We start from the raw sequence: 20,939 nt of genomic DNA on the forward strand, positions 1-20,939 counted from the left end.
TGAGCATAGCCGTGCATTGCCACACTTGGGAAAAAGACAGGCCAACGCTTGTCGGTTAATGGCCGGCCAACGCGGTCACTTGTGGGAGCGGCCTTGTGTCGCGATAGGGCCGCAGAGCGGCCCCGGCAATGGCCGCTCCCACAAAATTGACCGCGTTGGCCCATTATTTTCTGTGGGCATGCAACGATCCGGGATTGCAGAGGGTCGAGATCTGGGGTGATCACTTCACGGAGGCGCGTATATGCAAGGGCGCAAGGCAATGCTGATCCTGCACGGCAAGCAGGCCATGAACGAAGACTTGCGCAGCGCCGTGCACGGCCTGCGCGATAGCGGCTGGGTGCTGGATGTGCGGGTCACCTGGGAGGCCGGTGACGCTCAGCGCCTGGTCAACGAGGCGCTGGCTGCCGGTTACGGCCATATCGTTGCCGGAGGCGGGGATGGCACGCTGCGCGATGTTGCCGAGGCCATGGGCCTGGCGGGTACCCAGGCCAGCCTGGCGTTGTTGCCACTCGGCACGGCCAACGATTTTGTCAGGGCTGCCGGCATACCCCTGGAGCCCGCCACGGCGCTGGCCTTGCTGAACATACCTGCACAGCCAATAGACCTGGGCCAGGCCGGCGACCAGTTGTTCCTCAACATGGCCACGGGCGGTTTTGGCAGCCAGGTCACGGCCAACACCTCCGAAGACCTGAAGAAAGTGCTGGGCGCCGCCGCCTACCTGTTCACCGGGTTGTCGCGCTTCAGCGAACTGCAGGCGGCCTCGGTGGCGCTGCAAGGGCCGGACTTCCACTGGCAGGGTGACCTGCTGGCGCTGGGGATCGGCAACGGCCGCCAGGCCGGGGGCGGGCAGGTGCTGTGCCCTGAGGCGCTGGTGGACGATGGCTTGCTCGACATCGCCATCCTGCCGGCACCACAGGAGATGGTCGGGGCGCTGCGTGACCTGTTGGCCGGTAACGGGCTGTTCGTCCGGGCCCGGTTGCCCTGGGTCGAGATCAAGTGCTCGCAGGGGCTGGACATCAACCTCGATGGTGAGCCGGCGCAGGCAGACACGTTGCGCTTCCAGGCCAGGCCCGCTGCACTGCGCCTGCACCTGCCGGCCGGGTCGCCGTTGCTCAGTCGTCCAGGCTGATGATTTTCTCGCGCACGGCGAACAGCACCAGGCCGGCCACGTCATGGATCTGCAGGCGTTTCATGATTTGCGAGCGGTGGGTTTCCACGGTCTTGATCGACAGGCCCAGGCCGGTGGCGATTTCCCGGGTGGCCTTGCCGCGCACGATCAGGCGCAGGATCTCCAGCTGTCGCGCCGTGAGGTTATGCCGCTCGCCAGCGGGGTGCTTGCCCTGCCTGGCGCGCTGCAGCGCCTGGTTGATGACCGTATGGGCGATGGCTGGGCTGAGGTAGCGCTCGCCGTTGCGCACCGCGGCCAGGGCCTGCTCCAGTTCGGTGGCGCTGGTGTCCTTGAGCAGGTAGCCGTGGGCGCCACTTTCCAGGGCCCGCATGATCAGGTCCGGGTCGGTGTGCATCGACAGGATCAGCACCTTGCAGGTGCTGCCGCTGGCGCGCAGTTGGGTGAGAGCATCCAGGCCGCTGGTCGAACGCATGGAGATGTCCAGCAAGACGATGTCCGGCGCCAGTTTGCGTACCTGTTCGAGCAACTGGCTGCCATCGTCGGCTTCACCGATTACATCATAGCCAGGGATGTCGCAGACCAGTGCGCGCACCCCGGCACGGATCAGCGAGTGGTCGTCCACCAGCAGCAGTCTACAGGTCATGGGTGGCAGTACTCCTGGCGCGTTGCTGGGTGCGCGGTGGCCATGGGAACACCGCCTCGATGCGCGTGCCCAGGCCGAGCTGGCTGGTGATGTCGAGGCTGCCCTGCAACGCGGTTACCCGCTCCTGCATGCCGGCCAAGCCGCGCTGGCCAGCTTCGGCCGGTTGCCTGGCGGGTACGAAACCACGGCCATCGTCGTGGATCGACAACGCCAACCCCTCGGGGATGCGCTGCAGACGGACGACCAGGTTGTGTGCCTGTGCATGGCGCAGCATGTTGGTCACGGCTTCCTGGGTAATGCGGAACACCGCCATGGCCACGGCCTCGTCGATGCCGCCCAGGCGCTGGTTGCACGCCAGGCTCCAGTTCACTCCGCTGTTGCCCAGGGTGCGCATCAGGTGTGCCCGCAGGCTGGCTTCCAGGCCAAGGCTGGCCAACTGCCGCGGGTTGAGCAGGGCGGAGACATCGCGCACGTTACCCAGGGTGTCATCCAGCGTGCTGCGCAGGGCGTCGCAGTGGCCTTGCAGCTCATCGGGCATGCGCCTTTGCAGCCACTGCAGCTGCAGCTTGGCGGCGGTGAGCAGCTGGCCGATGTCGTCGTGCAGTTCCCGGCTCAGGTGCTGGCGCTCGTCTTCCTGGACCTTGAGCATGCGCTCGGCCAGTTCCGCCGGGCGCAGGCTGATCGACCTGGCGCGCAGGCCCAGCTGCACGGCGGCGCCCAGCGTGGCGGCCAACTGCAGCACCAGCAGGCTGGCCGGGATCGACTGGTCGGCCAGGTACAGCAACAGGTTGGCGACCAGCGAGGCCACGCACAGCCCGACCGTCGCCCAGCGCAGCAGGGGAGTGCGGGAGCCGCAACGCAAAGGAGTCTTCAAGCGTGGGAACATAAGTAGGGAAGCCACTGAAGTATTGCTGATGGAGGCCTTGCACAATCCTTGTCAGAGGCTTTGGTGCAGTACTTTCGATTGTTTTTTTCGTACACGAGACCTTGCGACCTTGCTGCAGGTTGCAAGCGTTTGTGGGGGCGCATATTACCACTTTGCACTGCATCGGTCGCGGTCGGGTAGCGCTTTGAAACGCCTGCCAGACGGGCGCTGGCGGGTAGCAAAGTGCCACCCGGCTTGATCGCGCAACGTGCCTGGTTGCACTTCGCGTCGGGTCAATATCTGGGAGATGAGCGGCCTGGCTGCGTGCCGTCGGCCATCTCGGTGTGCGGGTGGATGCATACGTTGCCTTGGTCGTCGCAGGGTATGCAGGCTCGTGTAAAAGGTTGCCGCACGACCTTGGCCAGTTCACCCAGCAGCACCAGTTGCTCGCCAATGTCCAGGTTAAGCCGCCCGGTACACGGATCGACCAGTTCCAGTTGCCAGGCCAGCAGGGTCAGGCAGGCCCCTACTGCGGGCAGGGCTTCGCGCTGCAGGCAACCACCATGGCAGGCCGGGGCCAGCAACTGCTGCAGGGCGGTGGTGTAATGGGCAACTTCGCGCAGGCCCAGGTGTGTGGCCTGTCGAGCGAGGTTGCCGAGGGTATTGTCCAGGCAGTGGCAGGCATCCGGGTCGTTATCGATCAGTTCCAGGTGCTGCAGGCATTCCTGGGCCTGGGTCAGCAGCACCTGGGCATCCAGCAGAAACCCCTGCAGGGCGTCATCGAACGATAAGGCGCTGTCCATCATGATGCTCCCGCGCGTGGGGCAGGCGCAGGTGGCGGGCACGCCAAAACGATAGCTAGCAAAAGCCTGACTCCATTCATGCAATGAGAATGGCGTCACATTAATGGCTAAAGGATATCGCGAACATCAGGTTGCACCCGATTGTGGCTAAGGGTTTCCCTGATGCTCGGCTCAGGTGGGGAACTTTTGCAGTCCCGCTGGCTCAGCCCAAGCTGCTCGCAGTAAAGCATGATGGTAAAGTGATATCAATTGCCTTCACGGCATTTTCCCGCAAGGGTCAAGGTGTGCGTGAAGCCGCCGATACAGGGTGGATGATTTCACTTTTTCCGACTCAAGGCTGGGGGTTTTCCAATGGCTGGCATTCTCGACACGGTAGACCAACGCACGCAACTGGTGGGTGAGAACCGCCTGGAAATCCTGATGTTTCGCCTGGCTGGCCGCCAGCTGTTCGCGATCAACGTGTTCAAGGTGCAGGAAGTGCTGCAGCTGCCCAAGCTGACCCTGATGCCCCAGCGCCACGCTTTCGTCTGCGGGGTGGTCAACCTGCGCGGCCAGACCCTGCCGGTGATCGACCTTTCCCAGGCGATCGGCATGCGCCCGCTGCAGCCGGGGCCGGACAGCACCATCATCGTCACCGAATACAACCGCTCTGTGCAGGCCTTCCTGGTCGGCGGTGTCGACCGCATCGTCAACATGAACTGGGAGGCGATCATGCCGCCGCCGTCCAGCGCCGGACGCCAGCATTACCTGACCGCCATCACCAAGGTCGATGACAAGCTGGTGGAAGTGATCGACGTGGAGAAGGTGCTGGCCGAGATCGTGCCGTACAACGCGCGGGTTTCCGGCGACAAGCTCGCCGACCCGGTGCTGGCCCGGGCCCGCGGCCGCGAAGTACTGCTGGTGGACGACTCCAGCGTGGCTCTGGCGCAATTGCGCGACACGCTGTCCCAGCTGGGCGTGAAGCTGCACGTGGCCAGTGATGGCTTGAAGGCTTTGCGCATGCTCAAGGGCTGGGCCGACGCAGGCGAAGATGTGTGCGAGAAACTGCTGATGGTGTTCACCGATGCCGAGATGCCGGAAATGGACGGCTACCGGCTGACCACCGAGATCCGTGGTGATGCCCGTTTGCGCCAGCTTTACGTGGTGCTGCATACCTCGCTGTCCGGCAGTTTCAACGAGTCGATGGTAAAGAAGGTGGGCTGCGACAACTTCCTTTCCAAATTCCAGCCTGATCGCCTGGTCGACGTGGTCAAGCAACGCCTGTTGCTGGATATTGCCACTGCGTGATCCCGGCCCCTGCCGGGTATAAGCTTGGCGTTTTGGCATGGCGCGAGGCGGCAGGGATGTTTCTCAGTGAGCTGTATCGGTACCCGGTGAAGTCGGGGCAGGCGCAAAGCCTGCAGGCTTCACCGGTGGGTTTGCTAGGGTTGCAGGGCGACCGGCGCTGGATGGTGGTGGAGGAAGAAAACGGACGCTTCCTGACCCAGCGCGCCTGGCCACGGCTTGGCCTGATCAAGGCGAGCGATGATGATCACGGCCAGTTGCTGCTGGAAACACCTGGGCAGGCACCGTTGCGGGTGCCTGTGCCACCTGCCGATGACGCCCTGCGCGGCGTGACCATCTGGCGCGATACCCTGCGCGTGCCGGATGCGGGCGATGCGGCGGCGGCCTGGCTGAGCGAGCTGTTGGACAAGGCCGTGCGCCTGGTGCATTGCCCGGAGCAGCGCGCGCGTTATCTGCCCAATGGCTATGGCTTCAACAGTGACCGGGCGGCGTTCCCGGACGGCTTCCCCTTGTTGCTGATCGGCCAGGGTTCGCTGGACGAGCTCAACCGGCGTATCGGCCGGCCCATGGAGATGCTGCGCTTCCGGCCCAACCTGGTGGTGCGGGGCGCGGAACCGTTTGCCGAGGATGGCTGGAAGCGGATTCGTATCGGCAGCCTGGAGTTTCGCGTGCTCAAGCCCAGTGTGCGCTGCATCTTTACCACCATCGACCCGGCTACCGGCGAGCGCAGTGAGGATCGCGAGCCGATGGCCACGCTCAGGACTTTCCGCGAGAAGGAGGGGGATGTGCTGTTCGGGCAGAACCTGGCGGTGGATGGTAGTGGGTGGCTGGAGGCAGGGATGCAGGTCGAAATTCTGGAGTAGCTGTGTTGCCTGTGCCGGCCTCTTCGCGGGTAAACCCGCTCCCACAGGTACTGCACCGCATTCAGGATTGGTGCAATACCTGTGGGAGCGGGTTTACCCGCGAAGAGGCCGGCACAGGCTCAGCGACAATCACATGTCATCGAAGTACCGCTCATGCCAATCCACCAGCGGCTGCGGCGAGTTCAGTTTCTGCCCGTAGATCACCGAATACGACAGCACGTTCTGCACGTACTGGCGCGTTTCGTCGAACGGGATCGACTCCACCCACACATCGAAGCTCAGGTGCTTGGCGCCTTTCAGCCACTGGCGCACACGCCCCGGCCCCGCGTTGTAGGCCGCTGAAGCCAGCACCCGGTTGCCGTTGAACTGGCTGTGCACCTGGCTCAGGTAGGCAGCGCCCAGCTGGATGTTCTTGTCCGGGTTGAGCACCTGCGCCGGTGACGCCAGCGGAATGCTGAACTTGCGGGCGGTTTCCTTGGCCGTGGCCGGCATCAGCTGCATCAGGCCGCTGGCGCCCACCGGCGAACGGGCATCTTCCATGAAGGCACTTTCCTGACGAGTGATGGCAAATACCCAGCTCGAATGCAGGCCGCGGACCTTGGCCTCGCGCACCAGGGTGTCGCGGTGGGCCATCGGGAAGCGGATGTCCAGGTCGTCCCAGTACTGCGCCTGGCTGATGGTGCGAATGGCCGGGAAGTACCAGCGCAGGTCGTAGCCCAGGCGCGCCTGGGCGACCATTTCGTCGCGGCTGAAGTGGCGGCTGACGTGGTACCACTCGCGGCGGCCTTCGACGATCTGGCCACGGGCGTGGAACTCCAGGGCACGGCGGATGCCCGGGGTGTTGCGTACCTTGTTGACCAGCTGCGGGCTGAGTACCAGCGGCTTGTTGTTCAACTGGTAAGGCGTCTGTGCCCGGTCGGCGGCGAGGAAGCCGTAAAAGTCACGCTCACGCGCCACGGTCTTGTACAGCAGCGGGATCTGCGGGTTGTTCGGCTGCGCCAGCTCCAGGCTGCGCGCCTGCCAGTACTTCCAGCGGCTGCTGCTGGCCAGGTCCTGGGGCAGGCGGCGGGTCAGCTCGTAGGCGTCTTCCCAGCGGCCCAGGCGCAGCAGAAGGCGCAGGCGCCATTCGCTGACGGTGTTGTCACGCAGCTCGGGGTCGTAGCGGGTCATCAGGTCGAGCGCGCGCGGGTCGTAGCGGCGCGCCAGGGTCAGGCCGATTTCGCGGGCGATGGCCACCTTCTCGTCACGGGAAAAGTGCATGCGCTGGGCGTAGTCGTCGAGCAGCGCCATGGCCCGCTCCGGGTCCTGCCGGGCCAGGCGGCGCAGGCCGAGGCTGACCACGTCGGACATGGCTTCGTTGACCGGGGTGAAACGCGACGGCTGGTTGAGCAGCTCGGGCTTCTGGGCCACATCGACCAGCAGGCGCCCCTGCGGGCCGAGCGTAGTCAGGGTGTTGACCAGGTTGTTGGCCAGGCTGTAGTTGCGCGCCTGGGCCGCCAGTTTGGTGCGTTGCCAGCGCTTGGCCTCGGTCAGCTGGCCTTCGGCCGCCCACATGCCGAACAGCGTGTCGCAGGTGGCCGGCTGCGACTTGCCGACGTTCCACAGTTTGTCGGCCGTGGCGTAGCCCTCGGCGCGCAGGCCGTGGCTGAGCTGGTACTGGCCGTTGAGGCAGTCCAGTTCGGTGAAGTTGAGCTTGGGGTCGTAGTACTTGACGAAAGTGTTCCATTCGCCGCGCTCGGCCAGCCAGCGCAACCAGCGCAGTTTCATCCAGTTGGCCTGGGGCAGGTCGCCATGCTTGGCGAGGAAGCCTTCGATTTCCTGGTTGCTGGCGGTTTTCAGGCGGGCGGTGAGCTCGTCGTAGGCCAGGTAGGGCGTCAGCGGGTAGTCGCTGAGGGCCTGGGCATAGCGCAGGTACGGGCCTTTGTCGCCTTTGGCCAGCGCGCGCTTGGCTTCGTCATAGTACTGGCGTTGCAGGGTAAGGTCGGCGGCCTGCGCCGCGCAGGTGGCGGCGGTAAGCAGCAGGCAGGAAGCAATATGTAACAGGCGGCTGCGCATGATACGTCCGGGCAGTTGAACCATGGGAAAGTGACGGCGGAGCCAGCACTGTTGGAAGCTATTGCCTTAGCTTAGCTGTTTGCCGGCGGCGGGTGAAAGCACTGTGCTTGTATCGGGATATTAAGTTCGACCAGATGTCGCAATACCCTCGCCGGGTGGCCAGGCGGATGCCGTCGGGGGCCAAGTCAGGTAGAATGCGCGCCCGATTTATGGAGACCAACATGACCCTGCTCAAATTCAGCGATGTGTCCCTCGCATTCGGCGCCATGCCGCTGCTGGACAACGTGTCCTGGCAGATCGCTCGTGGCGAGCGGGTGTGCATCATCGGCCGCAACGGCACCGGCAAGTCGAGCATGCTGCGCCTGGTCAAGGGCGAGCAGAAGGGCGACGACGGCGAAATCTGGCGTGCCCCGGGCCTGAAGATCGGCGAGCTGCCACAGGAGCTGCCGGTGGCCGACGAGCGCACGGTGTTCGATGTGGTGGCCGCAGGCCTCGACGGCGTGGGCGAGTTGCTGGCGCAGTTCCACCACCTGAGCCTGAACATCCAGGGCGATGAAGACCTGGAAAAACTCATGCACGTCCAGCACGAGCTGGAAGCCCGTGACGGCTGGCGCCTGCAGCAGGTGGTGGAAAGCACCCTCAGCCGCCTGCAGCTGCCGGCCGACAAGACCCTGGCCGAGCTGTCCGGTGGCTGGCGCCGCCGCGTGCTGCTGGCCCAGGCGCTGGTGTCGGAGCCCGACCTGCTGCTGCTCGACGAGCCGACCAACCACCTGGACATCGGTGCCATCGCCTGGCTCGAAGAGGCACTGCGCGGCTTCAACGGCGCGGTGCTGTTCATCACCCACGACCGTTCCTTCCTGCAGAACCTGGCCACCCGCATCCTCGAACTGGACCGCGGCGGCCTGATCGACTGGAACGGCGACTATGCCAGCTTCCTGGTGCACAAGGAGGCCGCGCTGGCCGCCGAGGAAACCGCCAACGCGCTGTTCGACAAGCGCCTGGCCCAGGAAGAAGTGTGGATCCGCCAGGGCATCAAGGCCCGCCGTACCCGCAACGAAGGGCGCGTGCGCGCGCTGAAGGCCCTGCGCGTGGAGCGCAGCGAACGCCGCGAGCGCCAGGGCAAGGCCAACATCCAGATCGAGGCGGCGGAAAAGTCCGGCAAGCAGGTGATGGTGCTGGAGAATGTCAGCTTCCATCACCCCGAAGGGCCTGTACTGGTCAAGGACTTCTCCATGGTCCTGCAACGTGAGGACCGCATCGGCCTGCTGGGCGCCAACGGTACTGGCAAGACCACCCTGCTCAAGCTGATGCTCGGCGACCTGGAGCCGACCGCAGGCAAGGTCGAGCGCGGCACCAAGCTGGAGGTGGCCTATTTCGACCAGATGCGCCACCAGCTCGACCTGGAAAAGACCGTTATCGACAACCTGGCCGAAGGCCGCGATTTCATCGAGATCGACGGCCAGAACCGCCACGTGTTGAGCTACCTGGGCGACTTCCTGTTCAGCCCTCAGCGTGCCCGCACGCCGGTCAAGGCGCTGTCGGGTGGCGAGCGTGCACGGCTGTTGCTGGCCAAGCTGTTCAGCAAACCGGCCAACCTGCTGGTGCTTGACGAACCGACCAACGACCTGGACGTGGAAACCCTCGAACTGCTCGAGGAGGTGCTGTCCAACTACAAGGGCACCGTGCTGATGGTCAGCCACGACCGGGCCTTCCTCGACAACGTCGTCACCAGCACCCTGGTGTTCGAAGGCGAGGGCAAGGTGCGTGAGTACGTCGGTGGTTACGAGGACTGGATTCGCCAGGGTGGCTCGCCAAAGCTGCTGGGCGTGACCGAGAGCAAGGGCGGCAAGTCCGAGCTCAACAGCGCGGTGGTTGAAAAGGTCGAGGCCAAGCCAGCGCCTGCGCCTGTTGCAGCGGTGGCCGATGGTTCGAAGAAGAAGCTCAGCTACAAGCTGCAGCGTGAGCTGGAAATGCTGCCGGGGCAGATTGACGAGTTGGAGCAGCGCATGGCCGAGGCCCAGGAAGAAGTGAATGCGGCGGGCTTCTATCAGCGGCCGATTGCGGAAACCTCGGCGGTGCTGGCGAAAATCGAGAAGCTGCAGGGCGAGCTGGATGTATTGGTAGAGCGCTGGGCCGAGCTGGAAGGCTGATTGGCGTTAGCCTGATCCGGCCTCTTCGCGGGTGAACCCGCTCCCACAGGTACTGCACCGCATTCAGCAGCGGCGCGGTCCCTGTGGGAGCGGGTTCACCCGCGAAGAGGCCGGCCCGGTTGAATCATTCCTTCTTCTGCAACCGCACCGCCAGTACATCGCACGGCGCGCCATGCAGCACGTCATTGGCCGTGGAGCCCAGCAGCAACGCCAGGCCGTGACGGCCATGGCTGCCGACCACGATCAGGTCGCACTTCTGGTCCTTGGCCAGCTGGTGGATTTCCTGGCGCGGCTGGCCATAGGTCAGGTGCGAGTCGCCGCGGTGGATGTCCGGGTATTTGTTGAACAGGCGCTCCATGCGCTCCTTGGCCTGGTCGAACTGCTGCTGTTGCAGCTGCGACAGGTCCATCGGCACGTCACCGCCGAACGCCATGGCCATCGGCTCGACGATGTGTACCAGCGAAACCTTGGCATTCGACGGCGCGGCGAGCGCCATGGCACGTTTGATCACCGGGTCGCATTCTTCGGTCAGGTCGACGGCGACCAACAAATGTTCGTATTGCATGAGCGGAACTCCTGACAATCGCGATAGAAGAAGTATGGTCGCTTTCGGGCGGGTCTTCCGTGAAAAATGGCTAACCAGCTCATTTGCAACGTTTTATGGGAACTACTGATATGACGGTATTGCTGGTGGTGTCAATCCTTGCGCTGATTCTCAGCCCGCTTTCCTGGCTGCGCACCTCGCGCAAGCAGAGCGAGCAGATGAAGCTGCGCCTGGAGGCGCGGCGCATGGGCCTGGCCATGCAGCTGGCGCCGCAGCAGTGGCCGCACTGGCTGGAAAAGGAGCCGCCAAGCCCGTGCCCGCAATACCATCGGGCACGTCGTCGCGGGCATGAGGATAGCTTCAGTTTCTGGCAGATCACCCCGGGGGTGTGGTTGAACCAGTGGCGTGAACCCTGCGAGGACCCGCGCTTCATGGAGCCCCTGGCGCGCTTGCCGGCAAGTGTCTACAAGGTCGAGGCCGATGCCCGGATGATCGCGCTTTACTGGACCGAGCGGGGCGATACGGGTGTATTGCAGGATGTTGCCTACGTCCTCGAAGCACTCGCCTGATACCTGTCTGGCACGGTCATTGTGGGAGCGGGCACGCCCGCTCCCACAGGGAATGCGGAGGTTTCAATAGCTATGAACGACAAAGCGGCGGCTTGGCAGAACCCTGAAGGGGTGGGGTGCCAAGTCGCCGCTTTGCGTTCTGCTGCGCAGAAAAGGCCAGGCAGGCCGGGTATGCATTCAAGCAAGTGCCAGTGTAGCCGTTCGAAGTCGCCGCGCAAGGCAAAAGCTTAAGCATTTTCCTGCGGTTGATGGTCAATCGCCGACATGAATAGTCAGCAATCACCGTCAGCATGTTTAGTACCTGGACGCTACAAAATGACCGGAAAGTCGTGTTTTCACCTTGCTTGCGAGCATTTGACAACGCCGATCTTTTCGGAGAATGTGTGCACACCCAAATCAAACGGGCGTATGAATTGAGCGTTTGTATGTCATGACGCCAAGCCATACTTCCGACTAGCGCGCTGACGGGTGTGCCTGGGGCAGGGCAGCTAAACCTGCTTTTGCTGCAGCGATCGGCGTGTACAGTTCAGCTTCCATATCGTGGAGATCAGTTGATGATTTACGAAGGTAAAGCCATCACGGTTAAGGCTCTTGAAAGTGGCATCGTCGAGCTCAAGTTCGACCTCAAGGGTGAGTCCGTCAACAAGTTCAACCGCCTGACCCTGAACGAGCTGCGCCAGGCCGTCGATGCCATCCAGGCCGACGCCTCGGTCAAGGGCGTGATCGTCAGCAGTGGCAAGGACGTGTTCATCGTCGGCGCCGACATCACCGAGTTCGTCAACAACTTCAAGCTGCCCGAGGCCGAACTGGTCGCCGGCAACCTGGAAGCCAACCGCATCTTCAACGCCTTCGAAGATCTCGAAGTGCCGACCGTCGCCGCCATCAACGGCATCGCCCTGGGCGGCGGCCTGGAAATGTGCCTGGCCGCCGACTACCGGGTCATGTCCAGCAGCGCCAAGATCGGCCTGCCGGAAGTCAAGCTGGGTATCTACCCGGGCTTCGGCGGTACCGTGCGCCTGCCGCGCCTGATCGGTTCGGACAATGCCATCGAGTGGATTGCCGCCGGCAAGGAAAACCGTGCCGAAGACGCCCTGAAGGTGGGTGCCGTCGATGCCGTGGTCGCGCCGGAACTGCTGATGGCCGGTGCCCTTGACCTGGTCAAGCGCGCCATCAGTGGCGAGCTGGACTACAAGGCCAAGCGCCAGCCCAAGCTGGAAAAGCTCAAGCTCAACGCCATCGAGCAGATGATGGCCTTCGAGACCGCCAAGGGCTTCGTCGCCGGCCAGGCCGGCCCGAACTACCCGGCCCCGGTCGAAGCCATCAAGACCATTCAGAAGGCCGCCAACTTCGGCCGTGACAAGGCCCTGGAAGTCGAAGCCGCAGGCTTCGCCAAGCTGGCCAGGACTTCGGTTGCCGAAAGCCTGATCGGCCTGTTCCTCAACGATCAGGAACTCAAGCGCAAGGCCAAGGCGCATGACGAAATCGCCCACGACGTGAAGCAGGCCGCCGTGCTCGGCGCTGGCATCATGGGTGGCGGCATCGCCTACCAGTCGGCGGTCAAGGGCACCCCGATCCTGATGAAGGACATCCGCGAGGAAGCCATCCAGCTGGGCCTGAACGAGGCCTCCAAGCTGCTCGGCAACCGCGTCGAGAAGGGCCGCCTGACCCCGGCCAAGATGGCCGAGGCACTCAACGCCATTCGCCCGACCCTGTCCTATGGCGATTTCGCCAATGTCGACATCGTCGTCGAGGCCGTGGTCGAGAACCCGAAAGTCAAGCAGGCCGTGCTGGCCGAAGTGGAAGGCCAGGTGAAGGACGATGCGATCCTCGCTTCCAACACCTCGACCATCTCCATCAACCTGCTGGCCAAGGCGCTCAAGCGCCCGGAAAACTTCGTCGGCATGCACTTCTTCAACCCGGTGCACATGATGCCGCTGGTGGAAGTCATCCGTGGCGAGAAGTCCAGTGAAGTGGCGGTCGCCACCACCGTGGCCTACGCCAAGAAAATGGGCAAGAACCCGATCGTGGTCAACGACTGCCCGGGCTTTTTGGTCAACCGCGTGCTGTTCCCGTACTTCGGCGGCTTTGCCAAGCTGGTCAGCGCCGGTGTCGACTTCGTGCGTATCGACAAGGTCATGGAAAAGTTCGGCTGGCCGATGGGCCCGGCGTACCTGATGGACGTGGTCGGCATCGACACCGGCCACCACGGCCGCGATGTGATGGCCGAAGGCTTCCCGGACCGCATGAAGGACGAGCGCCGCTCGGCCGTTGACGCACTGTACGAGGCCAACCGCCTGGGCCAGAAGAACGGCAAGGGCTTCTACGCCTACGAAACCGACAAGCGCGGCAAGCCGAAGAAGGTCGCCGACGCCAGCGTGCTCGACGTGCTCAAGCCGATCGTCTTCGAACAGCGTGAAGTCACCGACGAAGACATCATCAACTGGATGATGGTCCCGCTGTGCCTGGAGACCGTGCGCTGCCTGGAAGACGGCATTGTCGAAACTGCCGCCGAAGCCGACATGGGCCTGGTCTACGGCATTGGTTTCCCTCCCTTCCGCGGTGGTGCGCTGCGCTACATCGACTCGATCGGTGTGGCTGAATTCGTTGCCCTGGCCGATCAGTACGCCGACCTGGGGCCGCTGTACCACCCGACCGCCAAGCTGCGTGAAATGGCCAAGAACGGCCAGCGCTTCTTCAACTGAGCGGTCAACGAGCTAGAGCGAGAGATTTGATATGAGCCTGAATCCAAGAGACGTGGTGATTGTCGACTTCGGTCGCACGCCGATGGGCCGCTCCAAGGGTGGCATGCACCGCAATACCCGCGCCGAAGACATGTCGGCGCACCTGATCAGCAAGCTGCTGGAGCGCAACGACAAGGTCGACCCGAAAGAGGTCGAGGATGTGATCTGGGGCTGCGTCAACCAGACCCTCGAGCAGGGCTGGAACATCGCCCGCATGGCCTCGTTGATGACCCAGATCCCGCATACCTCCGCAGCGCAGACCGTCAGCCGCCTGTGCGGCTCGTCGATGAGCGCGCTGCACACCGCCGCTCAGGCGATCATGACCGGCAACGGTGATGTGTTCGTGGTCGGCGGCGTGGAGCACATGGGCCACGTCAGCATGATGCATGGCGTCGACCCCAACCCGCACCTGTCCTTGCATGCCGCCAAGGCTTCCGGGATGATGGGCCTGACCGCGGAAATGCTCGGCAAGATGCACGGCATCACCCGTGAGCAGCAGGACCTGTTCGGCCTGCGTTCGCACCAGCTGGCCCACAAGGCCACGGTCGAAGGCAAGTTCAAGGACGAAATCATCCCGATGCAGGGCTATGACGAGAACGGTTTCCTGAAGGTGTTCGATTTCGACGAAACCATTCGCCCGGAAACCACCCTCGAAGGCCTGGCGTCGCTGAAGCCGGCGTTCAACCCGAAAGGCGGTACCGTCACTGCCGGTACCTCGTCGCAGATCACCGACGGTGCGTCGTGCATGATCGTCATGTCCGGCCAGCGCGCCATGGACCTGGGGATCCAGCCATTGGCGGTCATCCGCTCCATGGCGGTGGCCGGTGTCGACCCGGCGATCATGGGCTATGGCCCGGTGCCGTCGACCCAGAAAGCCCTCAAGCGTGCCGGCCTGACCATGGCCGACATCGACTTCATCGAGCTCAACGAAGCCTTTGCCGCACAGGCCTTGCCAGTGCTGAAGGACTTGAAAGTGCTCGACAAGATGGATGAGAAGGTTAACCTGCACGGCGGCGCTATTGCCTTGGGCCACCCGTTCGGTTGCTCCGGGGCCCGGATTTCCGGCACCCTGCTCAACGTCATGAAGCAGAATGGCGGCACCCTGGGGGTGGCGACCATGTGCGTCGGCCTCGGCCAAGGTATCACCACTGTCTTCGAACGCGTCTGATCGCGTAGCGGGACAGCGACCGGGGCCTTGCGCCCCGGTTTTGTTTTTTACAGGTTTTATTCAAGAGGGTGGGCAACATGCAGATACAACCAGGCGTATACCGGCATTACAAAGGGCCTGAGTACCGTGTCTTCAGTGTTGCACGGCATTCCGAGAGCGAAGAGTGGATGGTGTTCTACCAATGCCTGTATGGTGATTACAGCTTCTGGGTACGGCCACTTTCCATGTTCCAGGAGTCCGTCGAGGTTGACGGCGAGCAGGTGCCACGCTTTGCTTTGGTCAAGGCCGAAGAGGGGCTGCCCGGGTTGCTGGGCAAGTCGCACGAGTGATAGTCCGAACTTGACCTCACACTTTTGCCACTATATATAGCGGTGCCGCGTCTGGCACCTGACGCGTTTTTTATCTTCAGATTCAGGAATACTCCGATCCATGGGCAAATCGCTGGTCATTGTGGAATCCCCGGCCAAGGCCAAGACCATCAACAAGTACCTGGGCAACCAGTACGTGGTGAAGTCGAGTATCGGCCATATCCGAGACCTCCCCACCAGCGGTTCGGCCAGCGCCAGCAAAGAGCCGGCCGCCAAGCGTGGCAAGGCCGCGGGTGAGGCTCCGGCCCTGTCGCCGAAGGAAAAGGCCCGCCGCCAGCTGGTGGCACGCATGGGCGTCGACCCCGATCATGGCTGGAAGGCCAAGTACGAGATCCTGCCTGGCAAGGAAAAGGTGATCGAAGAACTGCGCCGCCTGGCCAAGGATGCCGACACCATCTATCTCGCAACCGACTTGGACCGCGAAGGGGAGGCCATTGCCTGGCACCTGCGCGAGGCCATCGGCGGCGACGACACCCGCTACAAGCGCGTGGTGTTCAACGAAATTACCAAGAAGGCCATCCAGGATGCCTTCTCGCAGCCAGGCGAGCTGGATATCGACCGGGTCAACGCCCAGCAGGCACGACGCTTCCTCGACCGCGTGGTCGGCTACATGGTTTCGCCGCTGCTGTGGGCCAAGATTGCCCGTGGCCTGTCCGCCGGCCGTGTACAGTCGGTAGCGGTGAAGCTGGTAGTGGAGCGCGAACGTGAAATCCGTGCGTTCATCCCGGAAGAGTACTGGGAAATCCACGCCGACCTCGGCACCGCCAAGAACGCCAAGGTGCGGTTCGAAGTGGCGCGCGAAAAGGGTGAGGCCTTCAAGCCGTTGAACGAAGCGCAGGCCATGGCAGCGCTGGAGAAGCTCAAGGCTTCCAGCTACAGCGTGGTCAAGCGCGAAGATCGCCCGACCAGCAGCAAGCCGTCGGCACCGTTCATTACCTCCACCCTGCAGCAGGCGGCCAGCAACCGCCTGGGCTTCGGTGTGAAGAAAACCATGATGATGGCCCAGCGTTTGTACGAAGCGGGTTACATCACCTACATGCGTACCGACTCGACCAACCTGTCGGCCGACGCCCTGGACATGGCACGCAGCTACATCGAGCGTGAGTTCGGCAAGCAGTACCTGCCCGAGGCACCGCTGGTGTACGGCAGCAAGGAGGGCGCCCAGGAGGCGCACGAAGCGATTCGTCCTTCTGACGTGAATACCCACCCGACCAAGCTCAGTGGCATGGAGCGCGACGCCGAGCGCCTGTACGAGCTGATCTGGCGCCAGTTCCTGGCCTGCCAGATGCCGCCAGCGCAGTACCTGTCCACCAGCGTCACCGTGGCTGCGGGCGATTTCGAGCTGCGTGCCAAGGGCCGCATCCTCAAGTTCGACGGTTACACCCGTGTGCTGCCGCAGCAGAGCAAGCCGGGCGAAGACGACGTGTTGCCGGAAATGGTCCAGGGCGAAGCGCTGAAGCTGATCCAGATCGACCCGAGCCAGCACTTCACCAAGCCACCGGCGCGCTTCACCGAAGCCAGCCTGGTCAAGGAAATGGAAAAGCGCGGCATCGGCCGCCCGTCGACCTATGCGGCGATCATCTCGACCATTCAGGACAGAGGCTATGTGACCCTGCACAACCGCCGCTTCTATTCCGAGAAGATGGGCGATATCGTCACCGAGCGCCTGTCCGAGAGCTTCTCCAACCTGATGGACTACGGCTTTACCGCCGACATGGAAGAGAACCTCGACGACGTGGCCCAGGGCGAGCGTGACTGGAAGAACGTGCTCGACGAATTCTACGGCGACTTCAGCAAAAAGCTGCAGACCGCCGAGTCCAGCGAAGACGGCATGCGCGCCAACCAACCGACCATGACCAACATTCCGTGCAAGGAATGTGGCCGGCCGATGATGATCCGCACCGCCTCTACCGGCGTGTTCCTCGGCTGCTCGGGCTATAGCCTGCCGCCAAAAGAGCGCTGCAAGGCCACCGTCAACCTGGTGCCGGGCGACGAGATTGCCGCCGACGACGAGGGTGAATCGGAATCCCGCGTGCTGCTGGGCAAGCACCGCTGCCCTATCTGCGCCACGGCGATGGATGCCTACCTGCTGGACGAGAAGCACAAGCTGCACATCTGCGGTAACAACCCGGATTGCACCGGCTACGAGATCGAAGAAGGCAACTACCGCATCAAGGGCTACGAAGGGCCGAGCCTGGAGTGCGACAAGTGCGGCAGCGAGATGCAGTTGAAGACTGGCCGCTTCGGCAAGTTCTTCGGTTGCACCAACCCGGCGTGCAAGAACACCCGCAAGCTGCTCAAGAGCGGCGAGGCGGCGCCACCGAAGATGGACAAGGTGGACATGCCGGAGCTCAAGTGCGAGAAGGTCGACGATACCTACGTGCTGCGTGATGGCGCTTCGGGGTTGTTCCTGGCCGCCAGCCAGTTCCCCAAGAACCGCGAAACCCGTGCGCCGCTGGTGCTGGAGATCGTGCCGCACAAGCATGAGATCGACCCGAAGTACCACTTCCTGTGCGATGCGCCGCAGAAAGACCCGGATGGCCGCCCGGCGGTGATCCGTTACAGCCGCAAGACCAAGGAGCAGTACGTGCAGTCCGAGGTTGATGGCAAGCCGACCGGCTGGAAGGCGTTCTACGACGGCAATGCGTGGAAGGTTGAAGACAAGCGCTGATCTGTCAGTGCTGTAATTGGGGCCGCTTCGCGCCCCTTCGCGGGCTTGCCCGCTCCTACAGGGACAGCGCAGGCCTTGGGCTTGATGCAATTCCTGTGGGAGCGGGCAAGCCCGCGAAGGGGCGCAAAGCGGCCCCAATCATTTATGATGCAGCTATCCGCCTTGCAGCCTCATGGGAGGGCACAGAAATGGCCCAGGAACTCTACACCCGCACCAACCAGAAACTGTTCTTTGCCGGCCTCGCCCTGGAATCCATGGCCAAGGCCGAACAAAGCCAGGCCATGAATGCCCAAGGCCTGGTCCAGGCCGAACGCGAGTCGGCGCTGTTCCATCTGTACGGCGCACTGCTGGGCCTGTGTCATGAAATTGGTGGCTTCTACCGCCTGCCTGTGGTTGCAACGGTTGAGCAAGCACTGGCTGACGACGCCCTGAACGGCATCGCTATTCCGGAAGTGGCCGAACTGCTGGAGCTGGCCCGCCAGCGCGAAACCTGGTTGGCGCAAATGCTCGGTGCTTATGCCGATTTGTTCCGACCACCGGTCGCGAAAAAAGCGCCGAAAACCGACGTCACCCAGCCACTGATCCAGGCCGTCAATCTCGATGAGCCCGAGCATCCGGCGTTGTCGCGTGCCGAACTGGAAAGCTGGCGCAACAACCTCAAGGGCCTGGTGAGACGTTTCCGTGACGCGTTGAGTGAGTGCTGATAGCAGCTACGGCTGGTACAATGCCGGCCTTTCGCGGAGAACTGCCATTTATGTCTACGTCGTTTCTGGAAATTGTCGAGTTGCCTGATGGCCGCATCGAACTGCGTCGCGCCGAGGATGAGGGCTCTCTGGTAACCCTGGATTTCTCGGAAGACGCCAAGGCGTTCCTGCAGGGCCAGCATGTGGAGGTGGCCAAGGCCATGCTCAGTGTGGGTGTACAGATGGCCGGTCGCCTGATGGATGGCGAGCTTGAGCATGACGAAGGGCCACGCGTGCTGCACTGAGGTGCAGCAGGGGCATCAGGCTTTATGCAGTGACAGGCGAAGCCTGAACATCAGCCGAGGCGGATGTTCAGGCTTTGTGCGTTTCCGGCACTGGCAGCGCGCAGCAATTGCTGGCGTGCAGTGGCGTTGACGTTGCCCAGCCAGCTGACCACGGTGTGGCTGAGGCCCAGGCGCAAGGCTTCGCAGGCCAGTTGAAGCGGGCTTTGATTGCCGCGAGGTTGCAGCAGCAGGATGCGTTCACGGTTGAGCCCGGCATCGCGCAGCCAGGCCTGGGTCAGGCTCGACGGCGGGGCGATCAGGGTCAGCCAGCGGGTCTCGTCCTCTTCGCTCAGTTCGCGCAGCACCGGTGCCAGCAGGCTTTGGCAGTGCCCGGGGGCTCCGCGTAGCGACAGTTCGCTGAACAGCTCGGGCTGGTTGCTCTTGCGCGCCACTTCGCTGACTTTCAGGCCAGGCAGTACGGGCTGGGCGAGGAATGCTTCGAACAATGGCAACTGGGCTTGCTCGGGTGCGTGAATGAACTGCTGCATGACGCCTCCTGGATCAGCGGCGAATGACGCCGACGCTCAAGCCCTCGATCACCAGTTCCTGTTCTTTCAGGTCAACTTCGATAGGGGCGAATTCGGGGTTCTCGGCAAGCAGCCAGACTTTGCTGCCTTCGCGTTTGAAGCGCTTGACGGTGACTTCATCGCCGATACGGGCCACGACGATCTGGCCGTTGCGGGCTTCGCGACAGGTATGTACTGCCAGCAGGTCGCCATCGAAGATGCCGACGTCCTTCATGCTCATGCCGTGTACGCGCAGCAGGTAGTCGGCCTGGGGGTGGAAGAAGTCGGGGTTGATGTTGCAGGATTGCTCGATGTGCTGTTCGGCAAGGATCGGTGCACCGGCGGCAACCCGGCCGATGATGGGCAGGCCGCTTTCTTCGGCCTTGGCTTCCAGGCCGGGGATGCGAATGCCACGGGAGGCGCCCGGGGTCATCTCGATCGCCCCCTTGCGGGCGAGGGCCTTGAGGTGTTCCTCGGCGGCGTTGGGCGACTTGAAGCCCAGCTCCTGAGCGATCTCGGCGCGCGTCGGCGGAAAGCCGTTGTCTTCCAGGCAGCGCTTGATGAACGCGAGAATTTCGGCTTGGCGTGGCGTCAGTTTCAACATGATGAGCGCTCTGTCTTTTTGTACAGTGACTGGAATTATATACAGTACTGGATGCGCTGCAAGCCAAAACCTGCAATAAACAGCAGGAATGGCGCTTGCAGCAGCCCGCCTGGCGCTTTTAAATGGCGACCGACCGGTCACCGAGCCTTGACAGAAGCAGGGCTGAAACGTATGTTTCAAACACCTGTTTGTCTGGCGGAGTAGTCGGAGTAGTCATGGCCCAATCGGAAACCGTTGAACGCATTCTCGATGCTGCCGAGCAGCTGTTCGCGGAAAGGGGGTTCGCAGAAACCTCGTTGCGGCTGATTACCAGCAAGGCCGGGGTCAACCTGGCGGCGGTCAACTATCACTTCGGCTCCAAGAAGGCCCTGATCCAGGCGGTGTTCTCGCGCTTCCTCGGGCCGTTCTGCGCCAGCCTCGAACGTGAGCTGGAGCGGCGCCAGGCCAAGCCGGAGCAAAAGCCCAGCCTCGAAGAGCTGCTGGAAATGCTGGTAGAGCAGGCGTTGGCTGTGCAGCCGCGCAGCAACAACGACCTGTCGATCTTCATGCGCCTGCTGGGCCTGGCCTTCAGCCAGAGCCAGGGCCACCTGCGGCGTTACCTGGAAGACATGTATGGCAAGGTGTTCCGCCGCTACATGCTGCTGGTCAACGAGGCCGCGCCGCGCATCCCGCCGCTGGAACTGTTCTGGCGCGTGCACTTCATGCTCGGTGCTGCCGCCTTCAGCATGTCTGGCATCAAGGCCCTGCGGGCAATTGCCGAGACCGATTTCGGCATCAACACCTCGATCGAGCAGGTGATGCGCCTGATGGTGCCGTTCCTGGCTGCAGGCATGCGAGCCGATAGCGGTGTTACCGACGACGCCATGGCCACCGCGCAGCTGCGCCCGCGCATCAAGACCAGCGCAAGCGCCACCACCGCCAAGGCCTGAAGGCTGGGCGGGGCGGGGCG

General features: G+C 63.1%; 19 protein-coding genes. 12 read left to right on the plus strand and 7 right to left on the minus strand.

The annotated features are described in order from the left end of the window. Window positions 1-241: 241 nt before the first annotated feature. Complete coding sequence (gene yegS, locus MKK04_RS08135; protein ID WP_241106444.1) at window positions 242-1,129, plus strand: lipid kinase YegS; 888 nt, start codon at window positions 242-244, stop codon at window positions 1,127-1,129. On the opposite strand, the gene MKK04_RS08140 is transcribed toward yegS, so the two are convergent. From MKK04_RS08140 to MKK04_RS08150, 3 genes are all read right to left on the minus strand, one after another. Beyond that, a complete protein-coding gene (locus tag MKK04_RS08140; RefSeq protein WP_233687109.1) occupies window positions 1,113-1,772 on the minus strand; it encodes a response regulator in 660 nt (219 codons plus the stop codon). The two genes, yegS and MKK04_RS08140, sit on opposite strands and share 17 nt — an antisense overlap. Then, entirely contained in the window at window positions 1,762-2,658 is an 897-nt protein-coding gene (locus MKK04_RS08145; protein ID WP_233687108.1) for a sensor histidine kinase, read from the minus strand. Before MKK04_RS08145 ends, MKK04_RS08140 begins: the two co-directional genes overlap by 11 nt. Window positions 2,659-2,930: 272 nt before the next feature. After that, the gene (locus MKK04_RS08150; protein ID WP_207831709.1) at window positions 2,931-3,440 is read right to left on the minus strand and encodes a histidine kinase; all 510 of its coding nucleotides are present in this window, start codon (window positions 3,438-3,440) and stop codon (window positions 2,931-2,933) included. 351 nt (window positions 3,441-3,791) lie between these two features. Between MKK04_RS08150 and MKK04_RS08155 the strand changes: the two genes are divergently transcribed. After that, window positions 3,792-4,727: a chemotaxis protein CheV gene (locus MKK04_RS08155; RefSeq protein WP_207831707.1), complete on the plus strand. Its 936-nt coding sequence runs from the start codon at window positions 3,792-3,794 to the stop codon at window positions 4,725-4,727. A gap of 56 nt (window positions 4,728-4,783) precedes the next feature. Further along, entirely contained in the window at window positions 4,784-5,587 is an 804-nt protein-coding gene (locus MKK04_RS08160) for an MOSC domain-containing protein (protein ID WP_241106445.1), read from the plus strand. Window positions 5,588-5,716: 129 nt separating this feature from the next. On the opposite strand, the gene MKK04_RS08165 is transcribed toward MKK04_RS08160, so the two are convergent. Then, window positions 5,717-7,642, minus strand: a complete 1,926-nt coding sequence (locus tag MKK04_RS08165) for a transglycosylase SLT domain-containing protein (protein WP_207831703.1) — start codon at window positions 7,640-7,642, stop codon at window positions 5,717-5,719. A gap of 221 nt (window positions 7,643-7,863) precedes the next feature. On the opposite strand from MKK04_RS08165, the gene MKK04_RS08170 reads away from it, so the two are divergent. Continuing rightward, window positions 7,864-9,792, plus strand: coding sequence for an ATP-binding cassette domain-containing protein (locus MKK04_RS08170; RefSeq protein WP_063913893.1), 1,929 nt, complete (start codon window positions 7,864-7,866; stop codon window positions 9,790-9,792). A 124-nt stretch (window positions 9,793-9,916) separates the two neighbouring features. On the opposite strand, the gene MKK04_RS08175 is transcribed toward MKK04_RS08170, so the two are convergent. Next, complete coding sequence (locus MKK04_RS08175; protein ID WP_056806485.1) at window positions 9,917-10,357, minus strand: universal stress protein; 441 nt, start codon at window positions 10,355-10,357, stop codon at window positions 9,917-9,919. A 110-nt stretch (window positions 10,358-10,467) separates the two neighbouring features. On the opposite strand from MKK04_RS08175, the gene MKK04_RS08180 reads away from it, so the two are divergent. The 7 genes from MKK04_RS08180 (at window position 10,468) to MKK04_RS08210 (ending at window position 18,841) form a co-directional block, all read left to right on the plus strand. Continuing rightward, window positions 10,468-10,905 (plus strand): hypothetical protein, encoded by a 438-nt coding sequence (locus MKK04_RS08180; RefSeq protein ID WP_207831702.1) that lies wholly within the window; start codon window positions 10,468-10,470, stop codon window positions 10,903-10,905. Window positions 10,906-11,459: 554 nt separating this feature from the next. Further along, window positions 11,460-13,607, plus strand: a complete 2,148-nt coding sequence (gene fadB / locus MKK04_RS08185) for a fatty acid oxidation complex subunit alpha FadB (RefSeq protein WP_241106446.1) — start codon at window positions 11,460-11,462, stop codon at window positions 13,605-13,607. A gap of 31 nt (window positions 13,608-13,638) precedes the next feature. Further along, the gene (fadA, locus tag MKK04_RS08190) at window positions 13,639-14,814 is read left to right on the plus strand and encodes an acetyl-CoA C-acyltransferase FadA (RefSeq protein ID WP_013971712.1); all 1,176 of its coding nucleotides are present in this window, start codon (window positions 13,639-13,641) and stop codon (window positions 14,812-14,814) included. A 77-nt stretch (window positions 14,815-14,891) separates the two neighbouring features. After that, window positions 14,892-15,143: a DUF1653 domain-containing protein gene (locus MKK04_RS08195; RefSeq protein WP_023661154.1), complete on the plus strand. Its 252-nt coding sequence runs from the start codon at window positions 14,892-14,894 to the stop codon at window positions 15,141-15,143. 100 nt (window positions 15,144-15,243) lie between these two features. Continuing rightward, complete coding sequence (gene topA / locus MKK04_RS08200) at window positions 15,244-17,853, plus strand: type I DNA topoisomerase (RefSeq protein WP_063913896.1); 2,610 nt, start codon at window positions 15,244-15,246, stop codon at window positions 17,851-17,853. A 188-nt stretch (window positions 17,854-18,041) separates the two neighbouring features. Continuing rightward, window positions 18,042-18,557, plus strand: a complete 516-nt coding sequence (locus MKK04_RS08205; protein ID WP_063913897.1) for a DUF6586 family protein — start codon at window positions 18,042-18,044, stop codon at window positions 18,555-18,557. A 50-nt stretch (window positions 18,558-18,607) separates the two neighbouring features. Next, window positions 18,608-18,841 (plus strand): hypothetical protein, encoded by a 234-nt coding sequence (locus MKK04_RS08210; RefSeq protein ID WP_085625656.1) that lies wholly within the window; start codon window positions 18,608-18,610, stop codon window positions 18,839-18,841. 50 nt (window positions 18,842-18,891) lie between these two features. Here the strand turns inward: MKK04_RS08210 and sulA are convergent, their stop codons facing one another. Then, a complete protein-coding gene (gene sulA / locus MKK04_RS08215; protein WP_207831698.1) occupies window positions 18,892-19,368 on the minus strand; it encodes an SOS-induced cell division inhibitor SulA in 477 nt (158 codons plus the stop codon). Window positions 19,369-19,381: 13 nt separating this feature from the next. After that, window positions 19,382-19,990 carry a transcriptional repressor LexA gene (lexA, locus tag MKK04_RS08220; protein WP_004376420.1) on the minus strand — a complete coding sequence of 203 codons (609 nt, stop codon included), beginning with the start codon at window positions 19,988-19,990 and terminating at the stop codon, window positions 19,382-19,384. 215 nt (window positions 19,991-20,205) lie between these two features. Between lexA and MKK04_RS08225 the strand changes: the two genes are divergently transcribed. Next, complete coding sequence (locus MKK04_RS08225) at window positions 20,206-20,919, plus strand: TetR/AcrR family transcriptional regulator (protein ID WP_207831696.1); 714 nt, start codon at window positions 20,206-20,208, stop codon at window positions 20,917-20,919. Window positions 20,920-20,939: the final 20 nt, after the last annotated feature.

Source organism: Pseudomonas sp. LS.1a (genome assembly GCF_022533585.1).
Lineage (GTDB): Bacteria > Pseudomonadota > Gammaproteobacteria > Pseudomonadales > Pseudomonadaceae > Aquipseudomonas.